Raw genomic sequence first — 22,155 nt, 5'->3', positions numbered from 1 at the left:
ATCGAGAATCGCACGCCTGTTCAACGCAAAGGAGTCTGCATGGCTGGTCCCGGATTGAAACTAGTGGTTGGGTTGAGCCTCCTGGCTTTGCTGACCGCCTGCGGCGAAAAAAAACAGGTTGAAAAGGAACGTCCGCGGGTGTTCGTGCAAGAGGTCAAGCTGGCCGATTACGCGGCGACGGTGACCCTCACGGGCGATGTCCAGGCGCGGGTTCAGACCGAATTGTCGTTTCGTGTCGGGGGCAAGATTATTCAGCGCATGGTCGATGTCGGTGATCGTGTGTCGGCCAAGCAAGTGCTGGCCAAGCTTGATCCCAAAGACCTGCAAACCAATGTCGACTCGGCGCAGGCCCAGGTCACCGCCGAACAGGCCCGGGTCACACAGACCGCCGCGTCCTTTGTCCGCCAGCAAAAACTCCTGCCCAAGGGTTACACCAGCCAAAGCGAATACGATTCTGCCCAAGCCGCCTTGCGCAGCAGCCAAAGCGCGCTGACGGCCGCCAAGGCGCAACTGGCCAATGCCCGCGAGCAACTGAGCTACACCTCGCTGATTGCCGACGCGCCGGGCGTGATTACCGCGCGCCAGGCTGAAGTCGGCCAGGTGGTACAGGCTACGGTGCCGATTTTCAGCCTGGCCCGGGATGGCGAGCGCGACGCCGTATTCAACATCTACGAGTCGCTGCTGGCCGAGGCGCCGGAAGATAAAACAGTGGTTGTGAGCTTGCTCGACAATCCGGCCATCAAAACCACCGGCACCGTCCGCGAGATTACCCCGGCTGTATCTGCGCAGACCGGCACGGTACAAGTCAAAGTTTCACTCAGCAGTTTGCCGGAGGGCATGCAACTGGGCTCAGTGGTGAGCGCCACCGCGAAGACGCCGGGCAAATCCGCCGTCGTCCTGCCGTGGTCAGCCCTGACCAAAAACATCAGCGAACCCGCCGTGTGGCGGGTAGACGGCGAAGGCAAAGCCGAACTGCATACCGTCACCGTCGGCCGTTACCTCACCGGTAAAGTCGTCATCAGCGGCGGCTTGAACGCCGGCGACAAAGTGATCATCGCCGGCGGCCAGTTACTGCACCCCGGTGTAAAAGTGGAAGTGGCCGAAAACACATACAAGGATCTGGAAGTGGGGAATCAGCCATGAAGCGCCTATGGCTGGTTTTAGCCGCTGTCATGCTGGCGGCCTGCTCGAAAAAAGAGCCGCCACCGGAGCCGATACGCCCTGTGCTGTCGATCAAGGTCCTGGCCCTGGACGAAGAAAACCTCGGCCGATTCGCCGGCAGTATCCAGGCGCGTTATGAAAGCAATGTCGGGTTCCGCGTGCCGGGGCGCATTGCTCGTCGTGTCGTCGATGTGGGCGCCGAGGTCGAGAAGGGCGCCTTGCTAGCCACCCTTGATCCCACGGATCAGCAGAACCAGTTGCGTTCTGCCCAGGGCGATCTGGCGAAAATCCAGGCGCAATTCATCAACGCCCAGGCCAATGCCCGACGCCAGCAGGAACTGTTCAATCGTGGTGTGGGCGCCCAGGCGCAACTGGACGCTGCCCAGACCGACCTGAAAACCACCCAGGCCTCCCTCGATCAAGCCAAGGCCGCGGTCGGCCAGGCCAAGGATCAACTGGGCTACGTCGAACTGCGCACCGATCACAAGGCTATCGTCACCGCGTGGAATGCCGAAGCCGGGCAAGTCGTCACGGCCGGCCAGCAAGTCGTGACCCTGGCGCAGCCGGACATCAAGGAAGCGGTGATCGACCTGCCGGACACCCTGGTTGATCAGTTGCCGGCGGACGTGGTGTTCCAGGTCGCCGCGCAACTGGACCCGAGCATCACCACCACCGCCATCATTCGAGAAATCGAGCCTCAGGCACAGAGCGCGACCCGCACTCGCCGGGCACGCCTGACGCTGACGGATACACCACCGGGCTTTCGCCTCGGCACGGCCATCAGCGTGACCCTCAGTTCGGCGATCAAGCCGCGCATTGAATTGCCCGTTACCGCGTTGCAGGAAGCGGAAGGCAAGCAGCGAATCTGGGTGATCGATGCACAAACCCAAACCGTTTCCCCGCGAGACGTTCGTTTGATCAGCCGCACAGATGACACCGTGGTGCTGGCGGATGGCGTGAAGTCTGGCGAGCGCGTGGTCAGCGCCGGCGTGAACAGCCTGAAACCAGGGCAAAAAGTGAAAATCGACGAGGAAAGCCCACAATGAAAGGGAGTTTCAATTTATCCGAATGGGCCCTCAAACATCAGTCGTTTGTCTGGTATTTGATGTTCGTCGCGCTGTTGATGGGTGTGTTCTCGTACATGAACCTGGGCCGCGAGGAAGACCCGTCGTTCACCATCAAGACCATGGTTATCCAGACCCGCTGGCCGGGCGCAACCCAGGAAGAGACCCTCAAGCAGGTCACTGACCGCATCGAGAAAAAACTCGAAGAGCTCGACTCCCTCGACTACGTGAAAAGCTACACCCGACCCGGCGAATCCACCGTGTTCGTCTATTTGCGCGACACCACCAGTGCCGAGGACATCCCGGAAATCTGGTACCAGGTGCGCAAGAAGATCAACGACATTCGCGGTGATTTCCCTCAAGGCTTGCAAGGGCCGGGGTTCAACGACGAGTTCGGTGACGTGTATGGCTCGGTCTACGCCTTCACGGCGGATGGCATGTCGCTGCGCCAGCTACGCGATTACGTCGAACAGGTCCGGGCAGAGATCCGTGATGTGCCGGGGCTGGGCAAGGTCGAGATGATCGGCGAGCAGGACGAAGTGATCTACCTGAACTTCTCCACGCGCAAACTTGCCGCCCTGGGGCTGGATCAGCGCCAGGTGGTGCAAAGCCTGCAATCCCAGAATGCGGTGACCCCGGCCGGGGTGATCGAGGCAGGTCCCGAGCGGATTTCGGTGCGCACATCGGGTCAGTTCGAGTCTGAAAAAGACCTGGCCAACGTCAATCTGAAGCTCAACGATCGCTTCTATCGCCTGGCGGACATCGCTGAAATCAGCCGTGGCTATGTCGATCCGTCGACGCCTGAATTTCGCTTCAACGGCCAGACCGCCATCGGCCTGGCCATCGCGATGAAGAAGGGCGGCAACATCCAGGAGTTCGGCAAGGCCTTGCATCAACGCATGGAAGAGCTGACTGCCGACTTGCCGGTGGGCGTGGGCGTGCACAGCGTTTCCGACCAGGCCGAAGTGGTGGAAAAAGCCGTCGGCGGTTTCACCAGCGCGTTGTTCGAAGCCGTGGTCATCGTCTTGATCGTCAGCTTCATCAGCCTTGGCGTGCGTGCCGGGCTGGTGGTGGCGTGCTCGATCCCGCTGGTGCTGGCGATGGTGTTTGTGTTCATGGAATACAGCGGCATCACCATGCAGCGGATCTCGCTCGGCGCGCTGATCATCGCCCTCGGTCTGCTGGTGGACGACGCGATGATCACGGTGGAGATGATGGTCACGCGCCTGGAGATGGGCGAAACCAAGGAGCAGGCGGCGACGTTCGCCTACACCTCGACCGCCTTCCCGATGCTCACCGGTACGCTGGTGACCGTCGCCGGTTTCGTGCCGATTGGCCTCAACGCGAGCTCGGCGGGTGAATACACCTTCACGCTGTTTGCGGTGATCGCGGTGGCTATGTTGGTGTCATGGGTGGTCGCGGTGTTGTTTGCCCCGGTGATCGGTGTGCACATCCTCAGCGCCAACGTGAAGCCGCACAATGCAGAGCCTGGCCGCGTGGGGCGGGCGTTCAACGGCGGCATGCTGTGGGCGATGCGCAATCGCTGGTGGGCCATCGGCATCACGATTGCGCTGTTCGTGGCGTCGGTGTTTTCCATGCAATTCGTGCAGAACCAGTTCTTCCCGTCGTCGGACCGCCCGGAAATTCTTGTCGACTTGAACCTGCCGCAAAACGCCTCGATTGCCGAAACCCGCAAGGCCGTGAACAAGCTCGAGGAAACGCTCAAGGGCGATCCGGACATCGTGCGCTGGAGCACCTACATTGGCGAAGGTGCGATCCGTTTCTACCTGCCCCTCGACCAGCAATTGCAAAACCCGTACTACGCGCAACTGATCATCGTCAGCAAAGGCCTGGAGTCGCGAGAGGCCCTGAGCCAGCGCTTGCGTGAGCGTCTGCGCAAAGAATTCGTCGGCATCGGCAGCTACGTCCAGGCGCTGGAAATGGGTCCGCCCGTGGGTCGGCCTATTCAGTACCGGGTCAGTGGCAAGGACATCGATCAAGTGCGCAAGCACGCCATTGCATTGGCGACCGAGCTGGATAAGAACGCTCACATCGGCGAGATCATTTACGACTGGAACGAGCCGGGCAAAGTTCTGCGGATCGACATCGCCCAGGACAAGGCACGGCAACTGGGGCTGTCGTCGGAAGACGTGGCCAACCTGATGAACAGCATCGTCGTCGGCGCGCCGGTGACGCAGGTGGATGACGATATCTATCTGATCAACGTCGTCGGCCGTGCGGTGGATGCCGAGCGCGGAACTCCGCAAACTTTGCAGAACCTGCAGATCGTCACGCCGGGCGGGACGTCGATTCCGCTGTTGTCATTCGCCACCGTGCGCTATGAACTCGAACAGCCGCTGGTGTGGCGTCGAGACCGCAAACCGACCATCACCATCAAGGCTGCCGTGCGTGACGAGATTCAGCCGACTGACCTGGTGAAACAACTCAAGCCGGCCATCGACCAGTTCGCCGCTACTCTGCCAGTGGGCTACAAGGTCGCCACTGGCGGTACGGTTGAGGAAAGCGGCAAGGCCCAGGGGCCGATCGCCAAGGTCGTGCCACTGATGCTGTTCCTGATGGCGACCTTCCTGATGATCCAGCTGCACAGTGTGCAGAAGCTGTTCCTGGTGGCCAGCGTCGCGCCGCTCGGGTTGATTGGCGTGGTGCTGGCGCTGATCCCGACGGGCACGCCTATGGGCTTCGTGGCGATCCTGGGGATTCTGGCGCTGATCGGCATCATCATCCGCAACTCGGTGATTCTGGTGACGCAGATCGAAGCGTTCGAGAAGGACGGTTATTCACCGTGGGAGTCGGTGGTGCAAGCCACGGAACATCGACGCAGGCCGATCTTGCTGACGGCGGCGGCGGCGAGTCTGGGGATGATCCCGATTGCCCGGGAAGTGTTCTGGGGGCCAATGGCCTACGCGATGATTGGCGGGATTATTATCGCGACCTTGCTGACGCTGCTGTTTTTGCCGGCGCTGTATGTGGCCTGGTACAAGATTCGGGAACCGAAGAAAGAAGTGCAGTAAGGCGAGCGCTTCGCGCTCATCGCGGGCAAGTCACGCTCCCACAGATGACCGCGTCGTCCAGACGGACGCGGTTTTCTGTAGGAGCAAGCTTGCTCGCGATGGCGTCCTGCCTGACTACACCGGCTTACGCCAGACACTTGCCAACCAAGGCTGCTGCTCCCGCGGCAATCCGGCTGGCCGATAGTAATGCTCCAGCTCGACAAACCCCGCCTCGGTCAACAGCGCCTGCCACGCCTGCAAGTCGTGATACGCGCCATAACGCGGCCCGTTCCAGCCTTCCTGGTTTTCGCCACGGGGATTGGAACTGAACAACACGCCACCCGGCTTCAACGTACCGTGCAACTGCTTCAGCACCCGAGGCAATTCCTGGCGCGGGATATGAAACAGTACGGCGTTGGCAAAAATGCCGTCGAAGCGTTGGTCTGGCAGATCCAGCTTGAGAAAGTCTTGCTGCAAGACTTCACAGCCACTGTCTTCACGCGCCATCTGCGCGAACTTCTCTGAGCCATCAAGCCCGACTGCGGTATGACCCAGGCGTGTGAAGGTTTGCAAATCGCGCCCCGGACCGCAGCCGAAGTCGAGGATATTGAACGGTGCCTTCCCCTGAATATGCCGCAGCAGTGCATCGATGTTCTGGCTGACATCGTGATCACGCGTCCCTTCACGAAAGCCTTCGGCCACCGAGTTGTAATGGCCCAAGGTCGTGGAGGTGATTTTTTCGAGGTCGTCCGGGGTTTGTTTCATGGTGGGCTGCGCGGGTGATGTGAGTGTGCCGAATATACGCCATGAAGCCGGTGCCTGCAGCGCAGTCAATCGCGAGCAGGCTCACTCCCACAGTGGATCGCGTGGTACACACATTTCGTGTCCGCTGACGATCTATTGTAGGAGTGAGCCTGCTCGCGATGGCGGTCTCAACAATCACCAAAAACCTGAATCAGTCCTCGGCGTCCTTCATCCCCAGGCAATCAATCGACCGATCCACCATGGCTTTGGCGATCTCCAGCAAATGCCAGATGGAAAACACCATGGCCCTGTCGGCGCCTTTGAGATGGTCCCCGCACTGGTACGCCGTGACCGAAGCGCAACGCAGCAAATCAGCGATATAAAGTTGGGTGTCTTCGAAGCTCACGTCGTTGCTGACGTTGTAGAACCGTAGCTCATCCGGTGCAGAGGGTTGTTCGCCGGTCAGGTAGAAATCGATCGCACGATAGAGCGCGGAGCGATCTCTGAGTCTTTCATCGTTTTTGGTTTTATTGGAGGGTGGATCAGGGACTGGTTTTTTCATCTGTGTTGCTCCTATTGCTACGTGGGAGCCGACACTTCTCGCCTACTAAACGATGGGTGGCAGCTGTGCGCGGGTTAGTAGGCCGGTCAATAGGAAACCCGGTGCATCCGAAGATGCCCCACGCACAGCTACCATATTCAGCACCCGGCAAAGTTGCCGGGCATGAGTATTAGAACGCTATGCACCTATTGATCCGGGCTACTAAACCCGATCACTGATGAGCAGTGACGGACGGAGGTTAGGCACGGAATTCTGCAGGCGCAAGCGTGCGAAATAATCTAGGAAACGTCCTGCAAAGGGAAGGGATTTGCTATGTAGGAGCGCTGATTTTTCTGTGAGAAAACGGCAGTTTTTGTAGTGGGTTTCCTACAGCAAAGATCGCAGCCTTCGGCAGCGCCTACAGTGGATCGGTGGACACCTGTAGGCGCTGCCGAAGGCTGCGATCTTTTGATCTTGATTCAGCGTTTGTTAAGACCCCGCGCCAATCGATCCCCACCCAGCTGGATAATCGCCACCAACACCACCAGCAACACGATCACCGTCAGCATGATCTGGCTATCGAATCGCTGATAGCCGTACCGATACGCAATGTCCCCCAGCCCACCAGCACCAATCGCTCCCGCCATGGCCGAGGAGTTGATCATGGTGACCAGGGTAATGGTGAAACCGCCGACAATCCCCGGCAGCGCTTCCGGCAACAGCACATGCCAGACGATGTGCCAGCGCCGGCATCCCATCGCCTGTGCTGCTTCGATGAGCCCATGATCGACCTCACGCAAGCTGACCTCGGCGATACGCGCAAAGAACGGTGTAGCGGCGATGGTCAGGGGGACCACCGCTGCCCACACGCCATAGGTGGTGCCGACGATCAGGCGAGTGAACGGGATCAGCGCCACCATCAGAATCAGAAACGGTATAGATCGAAACAGGTTCACGAACGCACCCAGTGCGCGGTTCAGCGCGGGTGCTTCGTAGATGCCGCCCTTGGAACTGGTGACCAGAATCACCGCCAGCGGTATGCCCGCCAGTAACGCAATCAGCGATGACACGCCAACCATCAGGAAAGTGTCGATGAAGCCCTGCAGCAAGCGATCAAACCACATAACCCAACACCTCCACCTGTTGTGCCCATTGGCCGGCACGCTGGCGCAGTTCTTCCGCGCTCAAAGATGAACCCGTCACCGCCAACAGCAGTTGTCCAAGCGCATGCCCCTGAATCCGCTCCACGCCACCTTGCAGCAGCCGCACGCGACCGCCAAGGGCACTGAACAACGCGGCCAGATCGGGTTCGTCGGTGGCGCTACCGGTGAATTGCAGGCGCAATACGACGGCGGCATCCTGCTTGGGAGGCTGCGCGTGCAAGCGGCTTTGCAGCTCTTGCGGCAGTGCGTGCTGCAATGGCGCGAGCAAGGTCTTGCTGACCTCATGCTGCGGGTCGCCGAACACTTCCCAGACTGGCCCTTGCTCGACGATCCGACCGTGCTCAAGCACCACGACCCGGTCACAGATATCGCGGATGACCGCCATTTCGTGAGTGATCAGCACGATGGTCAGGCCGAGCCGTTGGTTGATCTCGCGCAGCAGCCCGAGGATCGATTGCGTGGTCTCCGGGTCGAGCGCTGAAGTGGCTTCGTCGCACAACAGAATCGCCGGGTCGTGGACCAGCGCGCGAGCGATGCCGACGCGTTGTTTCTGGCCGCCGGAGAGCTGCGCCGGATAGGCCTTGTGTTTGCCTTCAAGCCCCACCAGTTCCAGTAATTCACGTACTTTCTGCTCGCGTTTTTCCTTCGGGACACCCGCCACTTTCAGCGGCAATTCGACGTTCTGCCAAACCGTCTTGGCCGACATCAAATTGAAATGCTGAAAGATCATGCCGATGCGTCGACGCAGCGCGACCAAGCGGTCTTCATCGAACTCGCCAATGTCCACCTGATCGATCAACACGCGACCGCTGCTCGGCTGTTCAAGTCGGTTGATGGTGCGGATCAGCGACGACTTGCCGGCGCCGCTGCGACCGATGATGCCGAACACTTCGCCGCGCTGAATCGCCAGGTCGATGCCGTGCAGGGCGGCGACCGGACCTTGCTGGCCGTTGTAGGTTTTGCCCAGGCCGATAAAACGCACATGAGCGCGGTTCAGGTCAGGATGCAGTTCGGCTTTTTGGGCCTGACGTTGCTCTGGAATTTCCAGTCGCAGTTGCGTGGCAGCTGTCATTCTCAGCTTTCCCAACCGGCTTGGTAGAGCTTGCCGTGGGCTTTATCCAGCGCAGCGCGAACCGCCGGCGAATGCTGGTAAATGTCGACGAATTTGATAAGGCGAGGATCGGTTTTGCTCTTGGGCTGAATCACGAACTGGATCACGTATTCCTTGTGATCGAGGCCATCGAACAGCAGGGCAGAGCCGGCATCGAAGGTATTGGACAAGCGAATGTAGGCCGGGTAGCCCTGCACCAGATCGGCGTCGTCATAAGCGCGCACCAGTTGCACGGCTTCAACCTGGAGAATTTTGATTTTCTTTGGGTTGCTGACGATGTCTTCTTCGGTGGCCTTGTAGCCCACACCGGGTTTGAGCGTGATCAGGCCGGACTTGGCCAGGAGCTGCAGGCCGCGGCCGCTGTTGATCGGGTCATTGGCGATGGCGACGGTAGCGCCCTCTGGCAGCTCGTCGAAGCTTTTGTATTTCTTCGAATACAGGCCGACGTTGTTGATGATCCCCGGAGCAAACGGCACCAGGTCAAAACCGGCGGCGGCCTTGGCGTTTTCCAGGAACGGGATGTGCTGGAAGTAATTCACGTCGATGTCGCCGGCAGCGAGGCTGACGTTGGGGGCGATCCAGTCGCTGAACTCAACCAGTTCAACCTTCAGGCCTTGTTTGTTGGCTTCTTCGACGGCCGCTTCCAGAGGAATCGCGAAGGCGGCGGTGGTGCCGACCTTGAGCGTCGGGTCGGCGGCGAAGGTAGCGGAGCTGAAGAGGCCGAGGGCCAGGGCCAGTGCTTTGACTGGGTGAGAGAGAAGTTTCTTGGTCATGATGAGATTTCCAGTCAGTGCATCAAATTTTTGGTGTTTGTTCGGATCTCATCGCGGGCAAGCCCGCTCCCACAGTGTTCTCGGCTGTTCACACAATCCCTGTGGGAGCGGGCTTGCCCGCGATGCTTTTAACGGCGGAACGCCGAACCCGTATGTTGCTCAGGCAAATGCGCCCCTTCGTGAAACAGCTTTTCCCTGAAGGAGCCGTTGTCATAAGCGGTCTTGTACGACCCTCGGCGCTGCAATTCCGGGATCACCCGCTCAATGAAATCCACATAGCTTTCCGGCGTGACGATGCGCGTGAGGTTAAAGCCGTCCAGACCGGTTTCGGCGATCCACGATTCCAGCTCATCCGCCACTTGCTCAGGCGAGCCCACCACGGTGATGTAACGACCGCCGAGGGCGTGTTGCTCCAGCAATTTGCGGCGGGTCCAGTCGTTGTTCTGCAGATTCTTGGTCGCGGACTGGATGGCGTTGCTCTTCACGTACTGGATCGGCTCGTCGATCTCGTACTCGGAAAAATCGATCCCGGTCGAGGCCGAGAAATGCGCCACGCCGGCTTCGGCGCTGGCGTAGCTCAGGTACTCGGCATGCTTGGCCCAAGCGAGCTCTTCGGTGGCGCCGACAATTACGTTCAGCCCCATGAACACCTTGATGTCCTCAGGGTTTCGACCGGCTTCAACGGCGCTGGCGCGCACCTTGTCCACCTGAACTTTGGTCGATGGTTTGTTCTGGCCGCTGATGAACACACACTCGGCGTGACGCCCGGCGAACAACAATCCACGGTCCGAGCTGCCGGCCTGGAACAGCACCGGCGTGCGTTGCGGCGACGGTTCGCAAAGGTGATAGCCCTCGACCTGATAGAACTCGCCCTTGTGCTCGACCTTGTGCACCTTTTCCGGCTGCGCATAGATTCGCTGCTGCGGATCGTTGAGCACCGCGCCGTTTTCCCAACTGCCTTCCCAGAGTTTGTAGAGCACTTCGAGGTACTCGTCAGCCTGGTCATAGCGGCGGTCGTGTTCGACCTGTTCACTCAGGCCCATCGCCTTGGCGGCACTGTCGAGGTAACCGGTGACGATGTTCCAGCCCACTCGACCGCGACTCAGGTGATCGAGTGTCGACATGCGTCGGGCGAACAGATACGGCGGCTCGTAGGTAAGGTTGGCGGTGAGGCCGAAACCAAGGTTTCGGGTCACGGCGGCCATGGCCGACACCAGGAGCAGCGGGTCGTTGACCGGCAGCTGGATCGACTCTTTGAGCGGCACATCCACCGCGTTCTGGTAGACGTCATACACCCCGACGATGTCGGCGATGAACAACCCGTCAAAGAGTCCGCGCTCCAGCAGTTGCGCCAGTTCGGTCCAGTATTCGATGGTTTTGTATTGAGTGGAGTTGTCCCGTGGATGCGTCCACAGGCCATGGTTGATGTGACCGATGCAGTTCATGTTGAACGCGTTGAGCAGGATTTTCTTCTTGCTGGCGCTCATCAGATGGTCCCCCGCAGTGGCGGTTTTTCATCGTTGAGGTAGTAGTTGCCCACAGCGTGGTACTTCCAGCGCACCGGGTCGTGCAGCGTGTGCACGCGCGCGTTGCGCCAATGGCGATCCAGACCGTGTTCGATCAGGGTCGCCTGGCTGCCAGCCAGTTCAAACAGCGTGCTGCCCGCGGCGAGGGAGATTTCGGTACTGATGGCGCGGGCCTCGGCGATGGCAATGGACGCCGCCGCGACGGTCTCGGCGTTGGTGTCGGCCTGGGCCTTGTCGAGGTATTCGCCAGCACGTTCAAGCAAGGCTTCAGTGGCATGCAGACGGATGCTCAGGTGGCCGAAGCTCTTGAGGGTCAGCGGGTCTTCGGTGGCTTTCTCATGGGTAGCATCAATCCACGGCCGTGTTTTGGTGCGCACGAAGTGCAGGGCATCTTCATACGCCGCGCGGGCGATGCCGGTGTCGATGGCGGCATGAAGAATCTGCGCCAACGGGCCAACCGGTGTCGGACGTTCGAAAGCGCTTTGAAAAGGGATCACGTCTTCGGCCCCGACGTAGACGTCTTCGAACACCACCGAGCCGCTGCCCGTGGTGCGCTGGCCAAAGCCGCTCCAGTCGTCGATGACCGTCAGGCCTTTGCTGTTGCGCGGCACAAACGCCAGTTGCTGCACGCCGTTTTCATCAATGACTGACGTCGGGATGCGTTGGGCGTAGATGGCACCGGTGGCGTAGAACTTGCGGCCGTTGATGCGATAACCATCGCTTTCGCGGGTCAGGCGGGTGACACGGTCGTGGGCGGTTTTGGTGCCCAGTTCTGCCAGGGCATTGCCGAAGCGCTGACCGGCCAGGACTTCGGCGTACAGGCGTTTTTTCTGCTCGGCACTGCCATTCACTCGCAGCACTTCGAGGGCGTAGAAATGGTTTTGGGGGATCTGTCCGAGAGAGCCGTCTGCCTGCGCGATCAAGGCGATGACCTTGGCCAGGGTGACGTTTGAAACGCCCGCGCCACCGTATTCCTTTGGCACGCTGATACCCCATAGGCCCGAGCGGGAAAACACTTCCAGCTCCGGATGTGGCAAACGGCGTTCGCGGTCGCGCAGGGCGCTGTCGCGTTTGAAGTCATCGGCCAGGTCACTGGCGACGATCAGAGCTTGCTCATCGCTGGTTATGACCGCGACGTGGTGAGAAAGAGGCATGTGCTTCTCCAGAGATCTGGTCAAAAGTGTCTGGTCGTTAAATCCAGGAATGACGAGCGGGCAACGTGCCGTTCAAGTGATACGTGCCAACAGCGTGATACTTCCAGCGCACCGGATCGTGCAGCGTGTGCACGCGGGCGTTACGCCAGTGACGGTCGAGATTGAATTCGGCGAGGGTGGCGCGGCTGCCGGCGAGTTCGAAGAGCTTTTCGCTGGCCAGCAACGAGATTTCGGTGGTCAGCACTTTGGCTTCGGCCACGGCAATCGAGGCGCGGGCAGCGGACTCGGCAGTGAGCGGCGCGGCGTTGACCTGGTCGAGCACTTGCCCGGCCTTGCGCAGTAGAGCTTCAGCCGCGTGCAGTTCAATTTTCAGTTTGCCGATGTCGGCGATGACATAGAGGTCGTCGCTGGCCCGTTCAACATTGGCGTCGATCCATGGCCGTGCACGGGTCTTCACGAATTCGATGGCGTCGTCGATTGCGCCTCGGGCAATGCCGGCGTCGATAGCCGCTTGAATCAGCTGTGAGACGGCACCCTGGATGTTTGGCTTGTCATTGATCGTCCAGTTATCCACCACCAGTTCGGCGTCGACCCGCACGTTGTTGAGCAAGACGGTGCCGCTGGCAGTGGTGCGTTGGCCAAAACCCGACCAGTCATCAACGATGCGCAAACCGGGCGTGCCACGGCGGACGAAGGCCATTACCTGCTTGCCGTCATCGTTCAGCGCTTTGACGGCGACCCAATGAGCGAACAACGCGCCGGTGGAATAGAACTTCTGGCCATTGATCACGAAACCATCGCCGTCGGCGGTGATTTGCGCTTTCAGTTCGAGGGTGTTTTTGGTGCCGCGCTCCGGGCCTGCATTGCCGATGCGCCAGCCTTCAAGCACGCTTTTGAACAGCCGTTTTTTCTGCGCTTCGGTCGCGCTGCCGAGCACTAGATTGAGGATGCCAAACTGGTTTTGCGGGATCTGCCCCAAGGCCGGATCAGCCGCGGAAATGATCGCGAAGACTTCAGCAAGGGTGACGAATGAAACCTGTGGACCGCCGTATTCGCGCGGGATGGCGATGCTGCCCAGGCCGCTGCGGGTGAATTGTTCGACTTCCGACCACGGCAGCTTGCGCTGCTGGTCACGTTTGGCCGCTTGCAGGCGAGCGACCTGTGCCAGCTCATGGGCGGCCTTGATGGCTTGAGCATCGTTGCGCAAGACCTGCGCGGGCAACAACAACGGGGCGATATCCAGATCACTCTGGACAAGTGCGTCTGCCAGACTGGACATCAGCGCCACTCCTTGGCTGCACGCAATGCCCTGGCGATCTGCACTGGGGTGATTGTGTTCCGGACCATACCTACCTCACATCTCATGGAAACGCCGCGGGAAAGGCGGCGAACGAAAACAAGAATGTCCGGTGGTCCGGTTCATATACCCTAAACATGTATAAAAAATTAATAAACTAACTTTTAGGAATATGCATAGAAGGGTGTTGTGGGGGAAGACAGATACCCTGTGTAGCAGCTGGCGACCTGTGGCGAGGGGATTCATCCCCGTTCGGCTGCGCAGCAGTCGTAAAGATTTTGGGGCCGCTGCGCGACCCAGCGGGGATGAATCCCCTCGCCACAGATCGCCAGCTGGTAAAGGGATTGGGGTGAGTTGCAGAGGGGGCTCAGCGCTTTGCTCGCTTCAGCGGTACTTTGAGGTAGGCGTTGGCGCAGCCGATCTTCAGCCTGCGCACTGGCGCCCAGCGAGAGTTGTTGCCTGCCCGGTCGAGGACGCAATACGTTACTTCCAGTCGCAGATCCTCGCCCGCTTCGAGAATGATCGCCGAAGGTACCCAAACCCGAATCGGCTGTCCGATATCACAGGGTTTTAGCCTGGGCAGATCCATTCGAGCGTCCCCCCAACGCAGAGTGATCTCGTCGTCGACGTCCATGTTCAGGTACGGCTCAATGGTCAACGGCACGCCGCGTTTTATCTGCCTCGAATTGACGCCCTTTCGTTGAATAGCCTCGGGGAGGTTAACCAGCGCCAGATTCTGGTTTTCATCGCCGCACACCGGTGGTGGCTGTCCGCCTGGGCAATCCAGTTTGACGTGTACCTGCATGGCGGGCGACAGGGCCGGTTCCTGACCGATCTGCATGACCCGGTAGCGAACGCTCGAAGCGCCACTGGCAATAAAGCTTTCCGGTACTCGCAGGCTGACGGTCTTGCACACGTCCCTGGCAGCCAACACTTTGGACGCCACGTAGCAGTCATCCCAGAACAGTTCGATCAGATCGCCTTTATCCATGCCGGCGTATGGCGCGACGTCGATCAGCAGGTGCGCCGCCGAGCTGATGTTGATGCTGTCCTTGTCTGATTGCGCCAGCGTCGGCACCGCCAATTGAAGTGTGGTCGAGATGCTTTTCATGGATTCTCCTTGAAGTCTTGCAACGAATTCCGTTTCTGAAAAAAAACGCGGATGTCGAACAGCAAAACCGTTCATTACTTGAAGTTAAAATAATGATTGAGTGTGATGAGTGTCGTCCGTAGTCACAGATAAAAGTGCGGATGAATGACTGTCAATAGAGTGAGTTAGTTAAGTTGGCGAGCGCGTGTTATTCAGAAGGTTCCTACGTGCAGGAGGCAGTAAGCCCCATGGTGCTGTCGAATATTGCTCAATAAATGCTGGGTTTTACTGCGCTGTTTAGCGATAGCGACAGCTAAGCACTGCTTGAGTATTAAGCATACTGGCGAAGGCAAAATGGTTTCTACGGGCTATATATGTACCGCGCGCTTCGACAAAAAAGTTGTAGGGCAGGCAGTGATATTTAATTGAGCGAAGAGGGTGTTTATAGAAGGGGAGGGGGACTTCCATCCGTGGAAGTTAAACCGTATTGCGGGGGTGTTTAGTGGTGTGTGTTGTTTGTAAACTTGCTGAGGAACTGTTTCGTCCGCTCTTCTTTAGGGTTGGCAAACAACGCCTTGGCTTCACCTTGCTCGACGATCACTCCTTTGTCGAAAAACACCACGCGATTGGCCACGTCCCGGGCAAAGCTCATTTCGTGGGTGACGATCACCATGGTGCGTTTCTCTTCAGCCAGGCTGCGGATAGTTGCCAGCACTTCACCCACCAGCTCCGGATCGAGGGCCGAGGTAGGCTCGTCGAACAGAATGACTTCCGGCTCCATGGCCAATGCCCGGGCGATCGCCACGCGCTGTTGCTGGCCGCCTGAAAGACGTCGCGGATACGCGTCCTCCTTGCCCGCCAACCCGACTCGGGCCAACAGTTTTTTGCCCAGGGCAATGGCATCGGCGCGGGGGATCTTTTTCACCACGATCGGCCCCTCGATCACGTTTTCCAGGGCCGTGCGATGGGGGAACAGATTGAAGCTCTGGAACACGAAACCCACGTGCTGACGCAAGCGGCGCACCAGGCTTTGCTGCTGGTTCAGTGGTCGGCTGCCATCGATTTCGATGTCACCAACCTTGATCCGGCCGCTGGTGGGTTCTTCCAGAAAATTCAGGCAGCGCAGGAAGGTGGTTTTACCCGAGCCGCTGGGCCCGATAATGGCCACAACCTCGCCTTCCTTTACTTCCAGATCGATGCCATTGAGCACCACTTGACCCTTGAACTGCTTTGTCAGTTTTTCCACGACAATCATGGGTCAGGACTCCTGGTCGTGCCGATTGACCCGCTCTTCCAACTTGTTCTGCAGGTGCGACAACACCGTGGCCAGAATCCAGTAGATCAGTGCGGCGGCAAGGTACATGGTGAACACTTCGAAGGTGCGTGCTGTGATCAGCTGCGCCTGGCGGAACAACTCCGGCACCTGGATGGTGGCGGCCAGCGCGGTGTCCTTGACCAGCGAAATGAAGCTGTTGCCAAGCGGCGGCAATGCGGTGCGCATTGCCTGCGGGATGATGGCCCGTCGCAGGGTTTGCGCTCGGGTCATGCCGATGCTGGCGGCAGCTTCCCACTGGCCGCGCTCGATTGAGCTGATCGCGGACCGGAGGATTTCACAGGCGTAAGCGGCCATGTTCAGCGAGAAGCCGATCAGGGCCGCCGGCAGCGGATCGAGTTCCATGCCCAATTGCGGCAAGCCGTAATAGATCACGAACAGTTGCACCAGCAACGGCGTGCCGCGAAAAAACGACACGTAGATGCGGGCGATCCAGCTCACCAGCTTGAAGCGCGACAGGCGCATCAGTGCCAGGCCGAAGCCCAGCATGAGGCCGAAAAACATCCCGCCCAGGCTCAAGATGACCGTGTAGTAGGCCCCCTTGAGCAGGAAAGGCAGGGAATCCAGTGCGAGTTGGAAAGCTTCTTCCATTATTGAGTGACGTCAGCGCTGAAGTATTTCTCCGAGAGCTTTTTCAGCGTACCGTCTGCGCGCAGCTTGTCGATGGCCTTGTTCACTGCGGCCAGCAGCTCAGGCTCGCCTTTGCGCAGGGCAATACCGGCTTCCTGGCGGGAGAACGCTTCTCCGGCGGCGACAGTGTCCTTGGCCTTCTTGGCGTATTCCAGTGCGGCGAGACGGTCGATCAGGATGGCGTCGATACGGCCTACGCGCAGGTCCTGGAACTTGGTCGGATCATCGTCATAGGTCTTGATAATGGCTTTAGGCTGGTTCTCCTTGAGCCATTGCTCATAGTTGGTGCCCAGGCCTACACCGACTTTCTTGCCATCCAGATCGGCGGCGGTCTTGATGGTGTCTTTGTTCTTGGTCAGAACAAGCGCCTGAATACCGGAGACGGTGTAAGGCTCGGAGAAGTCGTACTTCTTCTTGCGCTCTTCGGAAATGGTCACTTGGTTGATCACCGCGTCCAGACGCTTGGATTCCAGTGCCGCGAGGATGCCATCCCATTTGGTCGGTTGCAGTTTCACTTTCACGCCCAGCTCTTTGGCCAGGGCTTCGGAGAACTCGACTTCGAAGCCGGCCAGTTTGCCGTCGGCGTCGACGAAGCTGAACGGTGGGTAGGTGCCTTCCAGGCCGACGTTGATCACGCCGGCGGTTTTGATTTTTTGCAGTTGCTCACCGGCAACGGCCTGACCGATCAGACCGGCGCTCAGCGCCAGGCCCAGCGAACCTACCAGCAGATTTCGACGTAGTGCGGAAAAATTCATGACAAGCCCCTGTGTTTTCTTATGGAAGACGTAGTGAGAAGGTTGGCAAATTCGGGATTTAAACGTCTGCGATATCCTGCCCTAAAGCAGCATATTCGTCTCGTTGCAAATTCGCCTGCGGCGCGACTATATGATGGCTTTCTTAGATTGGAAAATAATAAATATTAAGATTGTTATGCTTTAAATGAATATCAAACATAGGATCGTTTCCAGTGTCCTGCTTGGGTACGCAACCGGAACGCTCCGTGTCACTGGACGCAGAGCGTCCCTTGAGGCGTTCCCACGCTGAGCGTGGGAATGATCGCTCAGAGAAAATCTTTATAAGCAAACAACGCCGGTGCTCCACCGGTGTGCAGGAAAATAATCGGCCCCTCATTGAAGCGCTGACGCCCGATGCCATCCAGCAGACCCGCCATGGCCTTACCGGTGTACACCGGGTCGAGCAACAACCCTTCCTGACTGGCCACCAGCTTCACCGCTGAGAGCGTGCCGGCGTTCGGTTCGCCGTAACGCGGGCCGAAATATTCGTCCCACAATTCGACTTTGAAACTCGCTGGCAGAGTCACGCCCAGCAGCTCCGCTGTGCGCTCGGCCAGGCCCTGAACCTTGGGGCGTTGATCTTCATCACTGCGCGATACCGTGACGCCGATCACTGGCAATTCCGGCAGTGCTTCATTCAATGCCAGCGCCAGGCCGCTATGGGTTCCTGCACTGCCTGAGGCCAATACCACGGCAGCAAAAGTCAGACCGGTGTCCTTGATCTGTTCGGCCAGTTCCAGCCCGGCGCGCACATAACCGAGCGCGCCCAAAGCGTTGGAGCCGCCAATCGGCACGATGTAGGGTTTTTTGCCGTTGTTGCGCAGTCGGTCAGCCAGGGCCTGCAATTGTTCGTCGGCGTTGTCGAGGTTTTCCACCAGTTCGACCTTGGCATCGAACAGGTCGAGCAGCAGCCGATTGCCATTGGCGACGTAGTTGCTGTCGTCAGTGCCCAGCGGATTTTCCAGCAGGGCGATGCAACCCAGGCCCAGTTTGGCGGCCAGGGCAGCGGTCTGGCGAACGTGGTTGGACTGCAGCGCGCCTGCGGTGATGAACGTGTCGGCGCCTTGGGCCAGCGCATCTGCCGCCAGGTATTCGAGCTTGCGCAGCTTGTTGCCGCCCATCGCCAGTGGCGTCAGGTCATCGCGTTTGACGTATACATCGCGGCCCAGCCAGGTCGACAGGCGCTCGAGTTTTTCCAGCGGCGTCGGGTGGCTGAGCAATTCGAGGCGGTCAAAACGGGCGAGCTGTTGTTTGATCATGGTTACGCACTGGCAGGGAAAGATGTCCGGACTATAGGCACGCCAAAATCCAGGGGCAACCGCCAATCGCTTATAGCCAAAAGTATTGAGTTCAGCACTATTGGTTCTTAATTCGGCTTGAAGACCTTGCCGTAAAGTAATCGCCGTCAAGGTAGCCAGACCGTCCGGCTGCCGGTGAGGAGTTTCTACAGTGAGCGAGCGATCCAGCCATTGGCAATTGCAGACCATCGTCAGCCAACTGCGTACCGCGCGTGATCAATGGCGTGCCCAAAACGGTCGCGCCAGTGGCGAGCAGGGCGGTCGCGAGTTGCCTTCTCGAGCGGCGATGGCCGATATTCTTGAAGCGCTCTGTGGCGCGCTGTTTCCGATGCGTCTGGGGCCGGTCGACCTGCGTGAGGAGAGTGAAGATTTCTACGTCGGCCACACGCTGGACGTGGCGCTGAACGCATTGCTGGCTCAAGCGCGACTCGAACTGCGTTACGCCGCGCGCCATAGCGCCCAGGCCGACACCGAAGTCGAGGCCAGGACCATTCAGATCATCCAGGATTTCGCCCTCGCGTTGCCGGGGCTGCGCAGTTTGCTGGACACCGATGTGCTGGCGGCCTACCACGGTGATCCAGCGGCGCGCAGTGTTGATGAGGTGCTGCTGTGCTACCCCGGGATTCTGGCGGTGATTCACCATCGCCTGGCGCACCATCTCTATCGCGCCGGGTTGCCGCTGCTGGCGCGGATCAGCGCGGAAATCGCGCACTCGGCCACGGGCATCGATATTCACCCTGGGGCGCAGATCGGTCGCAGCTTCTTTATCGATCATGGGACGGGTGTGGTGATTGGCGAGACCGCCATCATCGGCGAGCGTGTGCGGATCTATCAGGCCGTGACCCTGGGTGCCAAGCGTTTTCCGGCGGATGAAGACGGGCAATTGCAGAAGGGCCATCCGCGGCATCCGATTGTCGAGGATGACGTGGTGATTTACGCCGGTGCGACGATTCTGGGGCGGATTACTATCGGCAAGGGCTCGACCATCGGCGGTAATGTCTGGCTGACCCGCAGCGTGCCGGCAGGGTGCAACCTGACCCAGGCGAATCTGCAGCATGATGATGGGACGCAGAAGTAAGGGCTGAAATCTTCAGTGATCTTGCTAACGCCTTCGCGGGCAAGCCCCGCTCCCACAGGATCGATGTCGTTCGCACAGTTACTGTACGACACGATACCTGTGGGAGCGTGGCTTGCCCGCGAATGATTTCAATCCGAACCGAGATAATGGCATTCAGCCAATTATCCAGTGAACCAAACCACCAAATCCCACCTCATACCCTTCCTTGAGCTAGCGTACACACAGTACCGCCGAGCCCTGCGATTAGTCCTTAGCGCCCTATCCATGTTTAACTTGAACGCTCATTCAAGTTAAAACGCCGGTTCGCTGCCCGCTCACAACAGGAGGCTTGCCTTTGCTGAGTCTGATTTTCACAGCCACATTGCCTACCTTAGAGGTGCATGTTTCATGAGTGCATCTTCTCTCCCACCAAGCGGCCAGGTCCGCATGAATCCGCCGGTGTTCTACTTCTCGGCGAGTTTCATTCTGTTGTTCGGCATCGTGGTTATCGCGATGCCCGAGCAAGCCGGGGCCTGGTTGCTGGCGGCACAAAACTGGGCGGCCAATACGGTCGGCTGGTACTACATGCTCGCGATGACCCTGTACCTGGTCTTCGTGGTGGTCACCGCCTTATCCGGCTACGGCAAGATCAAGCTCGGTGCCGACCACGACGAACCCGAGTTCAGTTACCTGTCCTGGGCCGGCATGCTGTTCGCCGCCGGGATCAGCATCACGCTGTTTTTCTTTTGTGTATCCGAGCCGCTGACCCACCTCGCGCAACCGCCCCAGGGCGATGCCGGCACGGCGGATGCGGCGCGACAGGCGATGCAGATTCTGTTCCTGCACTGGGGCCTGCATGGCTGGGGCGTGTTCGCCTTTGTCGGCATGGCGCTGGCCTACTTCGCCTACCGCCATAACCTGCCACTGGCGTTACGCTCGGCGCTTTACCCGCTGATCGGTAAGCGCATCAACGGTCCGATCGGTTATGCGGTGGACGGCTTCGGCATCATCGCCACGGTGTTTGGCCTCGGTGCCGACATGGGCTTTGGCGTGTTGCACCTCAACTCCGGCCTCGACTATCTGTTCGGTGTTGCACACACCCAGTGGGTTCAGGTGGGCCTGATCACGCTGATGATGGGCGCGGCAATCATCGTCGCGGTATCCGGCGTCGACAAAGGCGTGCGGGTGATGTCCGACATCAACATGCTGCTGGCGTGTGCGCTGCTGTTGTTCGTGTTGTTCGCCGGCCCTACGCAGCATCTGCTCAACACCCTGATCCAGAACATCGGCGACTATCTCGGCGCCTTGCCGATGAAGAGTTTTGACCTGTACGCCTATGACAAACCCAGCGACTGGTTGGGCGGCTGGACAGTGTTCTACTGGGCCTGGTGGATTGCATGGTCGCCGTTCGTTGGCCTGTTCATCGCACGGATTTCCCGTGGTCGGACCATCCGCGAATTCGTTTTTGGCGTATTGCTGATCCCGCTTGGTTTCACCCTGGCGTGGATGTCGATCTTCGGCAACAGCGCCATCGATCAAGTCCTCAACCACGGCATGAGCGCGCTGGGAATGTCGGCCATCGACAACCCCTCGATGACGCTTTACCTGTTGCTGGAAACCTACCCGTGGAGCAAAACCGTTATCGCGGTCACGGTGTTCATCAGCTTCGTGTTCTTCGTCACCTCGGCCGACTCCGGTACCGTGGTGCTGTCGACGCTGTCTGCCAAGGGCGGCAATCCGGATGAAGACGGGCCGAAATGGCTGCGGGTGTTCTGGGGCGCGATGACTGCATTGGTGACCAGTGCGCTGCTGTTCTCCGGCAGCATCGATGCGCTGAAGTCAGCCGTGGTGCTGACCTCGCTGCCGTTCTCGATGATTTTGCTGTTGATGATGTGGGGGCTGCACAAGGCGTTCTACCTGGAGTCGCAGAAGCAGATCGCGCAACTGCATTCCCTGGCACCGGTGTCCGGTTCGCGGCGTGGTGGCTGGCGTCAGCGGCTGAGTCAGGCCGTGCACTTCCCCTCGCGGGATGAGGTCTATCGCTTCCTCGACACGACGGTGCGCCCTGCGATTGAAGAGGTGACCGCCGTATTCGTCGAGAAGGGTTTGAACGTGGTCACTCAGCCTGACCCGGCCAATGACAGTGTCAGCCTGGAAATCGGTCATGGCGAACAGCATCCGTTCATCTATCAGGTGCAGATGCGTGGCTACTTCACACCGTCTTTCGCCCGTGGCGGCATGGGTTCCAAGGAGCTCAACAATCGCCGTTACTATCGGGCTGAAGTGCATTTGGCCGAGGGCAGTCAGGACTACGATCTGGTGGGCTACACCAAGGAGCAGATCATCAACGACATCCTCGACCAGTACGAGCGGCACATGCAGTTCCTGCATTTGGTGCGTTGATCAAT

Annotated in this window: 18 protein-coding genes; 5 read left to right on the top strand and 13 right to left on the bottom strand. The window is 59.1% G+C overall.

Going from position 1 to position 22,155, the window contains the following annotated elements; genetic code table 11:
- The first annotated feature begins 39 nt into the window (after positions 1-39).
- The 3 genes from H7698_RS14460 to H7698_RS14450 are packed head-to-tail and all read left to right on the top strand — an operon-like array spanning position 40 to position 5,257.
- The gene (locus H7698_RS14460) at positions 40-1,143 is read left to right on the top strand and encodes an efflux RND transporter periplasmic adaptor subunit (protein WP_194691810.1); all 1,104 of its coding nucleotides are present in this window, start codon (positions 40-42) and stop codon (positions 1,141-1,143) included.
- Entirely contained in the window at positions 1,140-2,207 is a 1,068-nt protein-coding gene (locus H7698_RS14455; RefSeq protein ID WP_194691809.1) for an efflux RND transporter periplasmic adaptor subunit, read from the top strand. The genes H7698_RS14460 and H7698_RS14455 overlap by 4 nt, the downstream gene beginning before the upstream one ends.
- Positions 2,204-5,257 (top strand): efflux RND transporter permease subunit, encoded by a 3,054-nt coding sequence (locus tag H7698_RS14450; protein ID WP_162437055.1) that lies wholly within the window; start codon positions 2,204-2,206, stop codon positions 5,255-5,257. Before H7698_RS14455 ends, H7698_RS14450 begins: the two co-directional genes overlap by 4 nt.
- A gap of 114 nt (positions 5,258-5,371) precedes the next feature.
- Here the strand turns inward: H7698_RS14450 and H7698_RS14445 are convergent, their stop codons facing one another.
- From H7698_RS14445 to H7698_RS14385, 13 genes are all read right to left on the bottom strand, one after another.
- A complete protein-coding gene (locus H7698_RS14445; protein ID WP_162437054.1) occupies positions 5,372-6,001 on the bottom strand; it encodes a class I SAM-dependent methyltransferase in 630 nt (209 codons plus the stop codon).
- Between the two features lie 190 nt (positions 6,002-6,191).
- Positions 6,192-6,542 (bottom strand): DUF6124 family protein, encoded by a 351-nt coding sequence (locus H7698_RS14440; RefSeq protein WP_194691808.1) that lies wholly within the window; start codon positions 6,540-6,542, stop codon positions 6,192-6,194.
- 458 nt (positions 6,543-7,000) lie between these two features.
- Positions 7,001-7,645 (bottom strand): methionine ABC transporter permease, encoded by a 645-nt coding sequence (locus tag H7698_RS14435; RefSeq protein ID WP_154852881.1) that lies wholly within the window; start codon positions 7,643-7,645, stop codon positions 7,001-7,003.
- The gene (locus tag H7698_RS14430; RefSeq protein WP_194691807.1) at positions 7,635-8,756 is read right to left on the bottom strand and encodes a methionine ABC transporter ATP-binding protein; all 1,122 of its coding nucleotides are present in this window, start codon (positions 8,754-8,756) and stop codon (positions 7,635-7,637) included. Before H7698_RS14430 ends, H7698_RS14435 begins: the two co-directional genes overlap by 11 nt.
- 2 nt (positions 8,757-8,758) lie before the next feature.
- Complete coding sequence (locus H7698_RS14425) at positions 8,759-9,568, bottom strand: MetQ/NlpA family ABC transporter substrate-binding protein (protein ID WP_194691806.1); 810 nt, start codon at positions 9,566-9,568, stop codon at positions 8,759-8,761.
- Positions 9,569-9,696: 128 nt separating this feature from the next.
- Positions 9,697-11,055: an LLM class flavin-dependent oxidoreductase gene (locus H7698_RS14420; RefSeq protein WP_194691805.1), complete on the bottom strand. Its 1,359-nt coding sequence runs from the start codon at positions 11,053-11,055 to the stop codon at positions 9,697-9,699.
- A complete protein-coding gene (locus tag H7698_RS14415; RefSeq protein ID WP_194691804.1) occupies positions 11,055-12,248 on the bottom strand; it encodes an SfnB family sulfur acquisition oxidoreductase in 1,194 nt (397 codons plus the stop codon). Before H7698_RS14415 ends, H7698_RS14420 begins: the two co-directional genes overlap by 1 nt.
- A gap of 37 nt (positions 12,249-12,285) precedes the next feature.
- Entirely contained in the window at positions 12,286-13,527 is a 1,242-nt protein-coding gene (locus tag H7698_RS14410) for an SfnB family sulfur acquisition oxidoreductase (protein WP_194691803.1), read from the bottom strand.
- Between the two features lie 385 nt (positions 13,528-13,912).
- Entirely contained in the window at positions 13,913-14,656 is a 744-nt protein-coding gene (locus H7698_RS14405) for a hypothetical protein (RefSeq protein WP_194691802.1), read from the bottom strand.
- A 478-nt stretch (positions 14,657-15,134) separates the two neighbouring features.
- The gene (gene tcyN, locus H7698_RS14400; RefSeq protein ID WP_194691801.1) at positions 15,135-15,890 is read right to left on the bottom strand and encodes an L-cystine ABC transporter ATP-binding protein TcyN; all 756 of its coding nucleotides are present in this window, start codon (positions 15,888-15,890) and stop codon (positions 15,135-15,137) included.
- A 3-nt stretch (positions 15,891-15,893) separates the two neighbouring features.
- Positions 15,894-16,559 carry a cystine ABC transporter permease gene (gene tcyL, locus H7698_RS14395; protein ID WP_010464804.1) on the bottom strand — a complete coding sequence of 222 codons (666 nt, stop codon included), beginning with the start codon at positions 16,557-16,559 and terminating at the stop codon, positions 15,894-15,896.
- Positions 16,559-17,353: a cystine ABC transporter substrate-binding protein gene (tcyJ, locus tag H7698_RS14390; RefSeq protein WP_194691800.1), complete on the bottom strand. Its 795-nt coding sequence runs from the start codon at positions 17,351-17,353 to the stop codon at positions 16,559-16,561. The genes tcyL and tcyJ overlap by 1 nt, the downstream gene beginning before the upstream one ends.
- A gap of 305 nt (positions 17,354-17,658) precedes the next feature.
- Positions 17,659-18,651 carry a D-cysteine desulfhydrase gene (locus H7698_RS14385; protein WP_162437045.1) on the bottom strand — a complete coding sequence of 331 codons (993 nt, stop codon included), beginning with the start codon at positions 18,649-18,651 and terminating at the stop codon, positions 17,659-17,661.
- A 190-nt stretch (positions 18,652-18,841) separates the two neighbouring features.
- On the opposite strand from H7698_RS14385, the gene epsC reads away from it, so the two are divergent.
- Both epsC and betT read left to right on the top strand, forming a co-directional pair.
- A complete protein-coding gene (epsC, locus tag H7698_RS14380; RefSeq protein ID WP_162437044.1) occupies positions 18,842-19,768 on the top strand; it encodes a serine O-acetyltransferase EpsC in 927 nt (308 codons plus the stop codon).
- A gap of 426 nt (positions 19,769-20,194) precedes the next feature.
- The gene (gene betT / locus H7698_RS14375) at positions 20,195-22,150 is read left to right on the top strand and encodes a choline transporter BetT (protein ID WP_178114286.1); all 1,956 of its coding nucleotides are present in this window, start codon (positions 20,195-20,197) and stop codon (positions 22,148-22,150) included.
- Positions 22,151-22,155 lie beyond the last annotated feature (5 nt).

The organism is Pseudomonas sp. p50(2008) (assembly GCF_015351605.1).
Taxonomy (GTDB): Bacteria; Pseudomonadota; Gammaproteobacteria; order Pseudomonadales; family Pseudomonadaceae; genus Aquipseudomonas.
This window is presented reverse-complemented; position numbering and strand designations above follow the sequence as displayed.

Excerpts from the sequence above, each read along its gene's own strand:
- H7698_RS14460 (WP_194691810.1), top strand. The coding sequence starts at position 40 with ATGGCTGGTCCCGGATTGAAACTAGTGGTTGGGTTGAGCCTCCTGGCT.
- H7698_RS14405 (WP_194691802.1), bottom strand. The coding sequence starts at position 14,656 with ATGAAAAGCATCTCGACCACACTTCAATTGGCGGTGCCGACGCTGGCG.
- H7698_RS14415 (WP_194691804.1), bottom strand. The coding sequence starts at position 12,248 with ATGCCTCTTTCTCACCACGTCGCGGTCATAACCAGCGATGAGCAAGCT.
- H7698_RS14435 (WP_154852881.1), bottom strand. The coding sequence starts at position 7,645 with ATGTGGTTTGATCGCTTGCTGCAGGGCTTCATCGACACTTTCCTGATG.
- H7698_RS14430 (WP_194691807.1), bottom strand. The coding sequence starts at position 8,756 with ATGACAGCTGCCACGCAACTGCGACTGGAAATTCCAGAGCAACGTCAG.
- H7698_RS14425 (WP_194691806.1), bottom strand. The coding sequence starts at position 9,568 with ATGACCAAGAAACTTCTCTCTCACCCAGTCAAAGCACTGGCCCTGGCC.
- tcyJ (WP_194691800.1), bottom strand. The coding sequence starts at position 17,353 with ATGAATTTTTCCGCACTACGTCGAAATCTGCTGGTAGGTTCGCTGGGC.
- tcyL (WP_010464804.1), bottom strand. The coding sequence starts at position 16,559 with ATGGAAGAAGCTTTCCAACTCGCACTGGATTCCCTGCCTTTCCTGCTC.
- betT (WP_178114286.1), top strand. The coding sequence starts at position 20,195 with ATGAATCCGCCGGTGTTCTACTTCTCGGCGAGTTTCATTCTGTTGTTC.
- tcyN (WP_194691801.1), bottom strand. The coding sequence starts at position 15,890 with ATGATTGTCGTGGAAAAACTGACAAAGCAGTTCAAGGGTCAAGTGGTG.
- H7698_RS14450 (WP_162437055.1), top strand. The coding sequence starts at position 2,204 with ATGAAAGGGAGTTTCAATTTATCCGAATGGGCCCTCAAACATCAGTCG.
- H7698_RS14385 (WP_162437045.1), bottom strand. The coding sequence starts at position 18,651 with ATGATCAAACAACAGCTCGCCCGTTTTGACCGCCTCGAATTGCTCAGC.
- H7698_RS14410 (WP_194691803.1), bottom strand. The coding sequence starts at position 13,527 with ATGTCCAGTCTGGCAGACGCACTTGTCCAGAGTGATCTGGATATCGCC.
- H7698_RS14420 (WP_194691805.1), bottom strand. The coding sequence starts at position 11,055 with ATGAGCGCCAGCAAGAAGAAAATCCTGCTCAACGCGTTCAACATGAAC.
- H7698_RS14455 (WP_194691809.1), top strand. The coding sequence starts at position 1,140 with ATGAAGCGCCTATGGCTGGTTTTAGCCGCTGTCATGCTGGCGGCCTGC.
- H7698_RS14445 (WP_162437054.1), bottom strand. The coding sequence starts at position 6,001 with ATGAAACAAACCCCGGACGACCTCGAAAAAATCACCTCCACGACCTTG.
- H7698_RS14440 (WP_194691808.1), bottom strand. The coding sequence starts at position 6,542 with ATGAAAAAACCAGTCCCTGATCCACCCTCCAATAAAACCAAAAACGAT.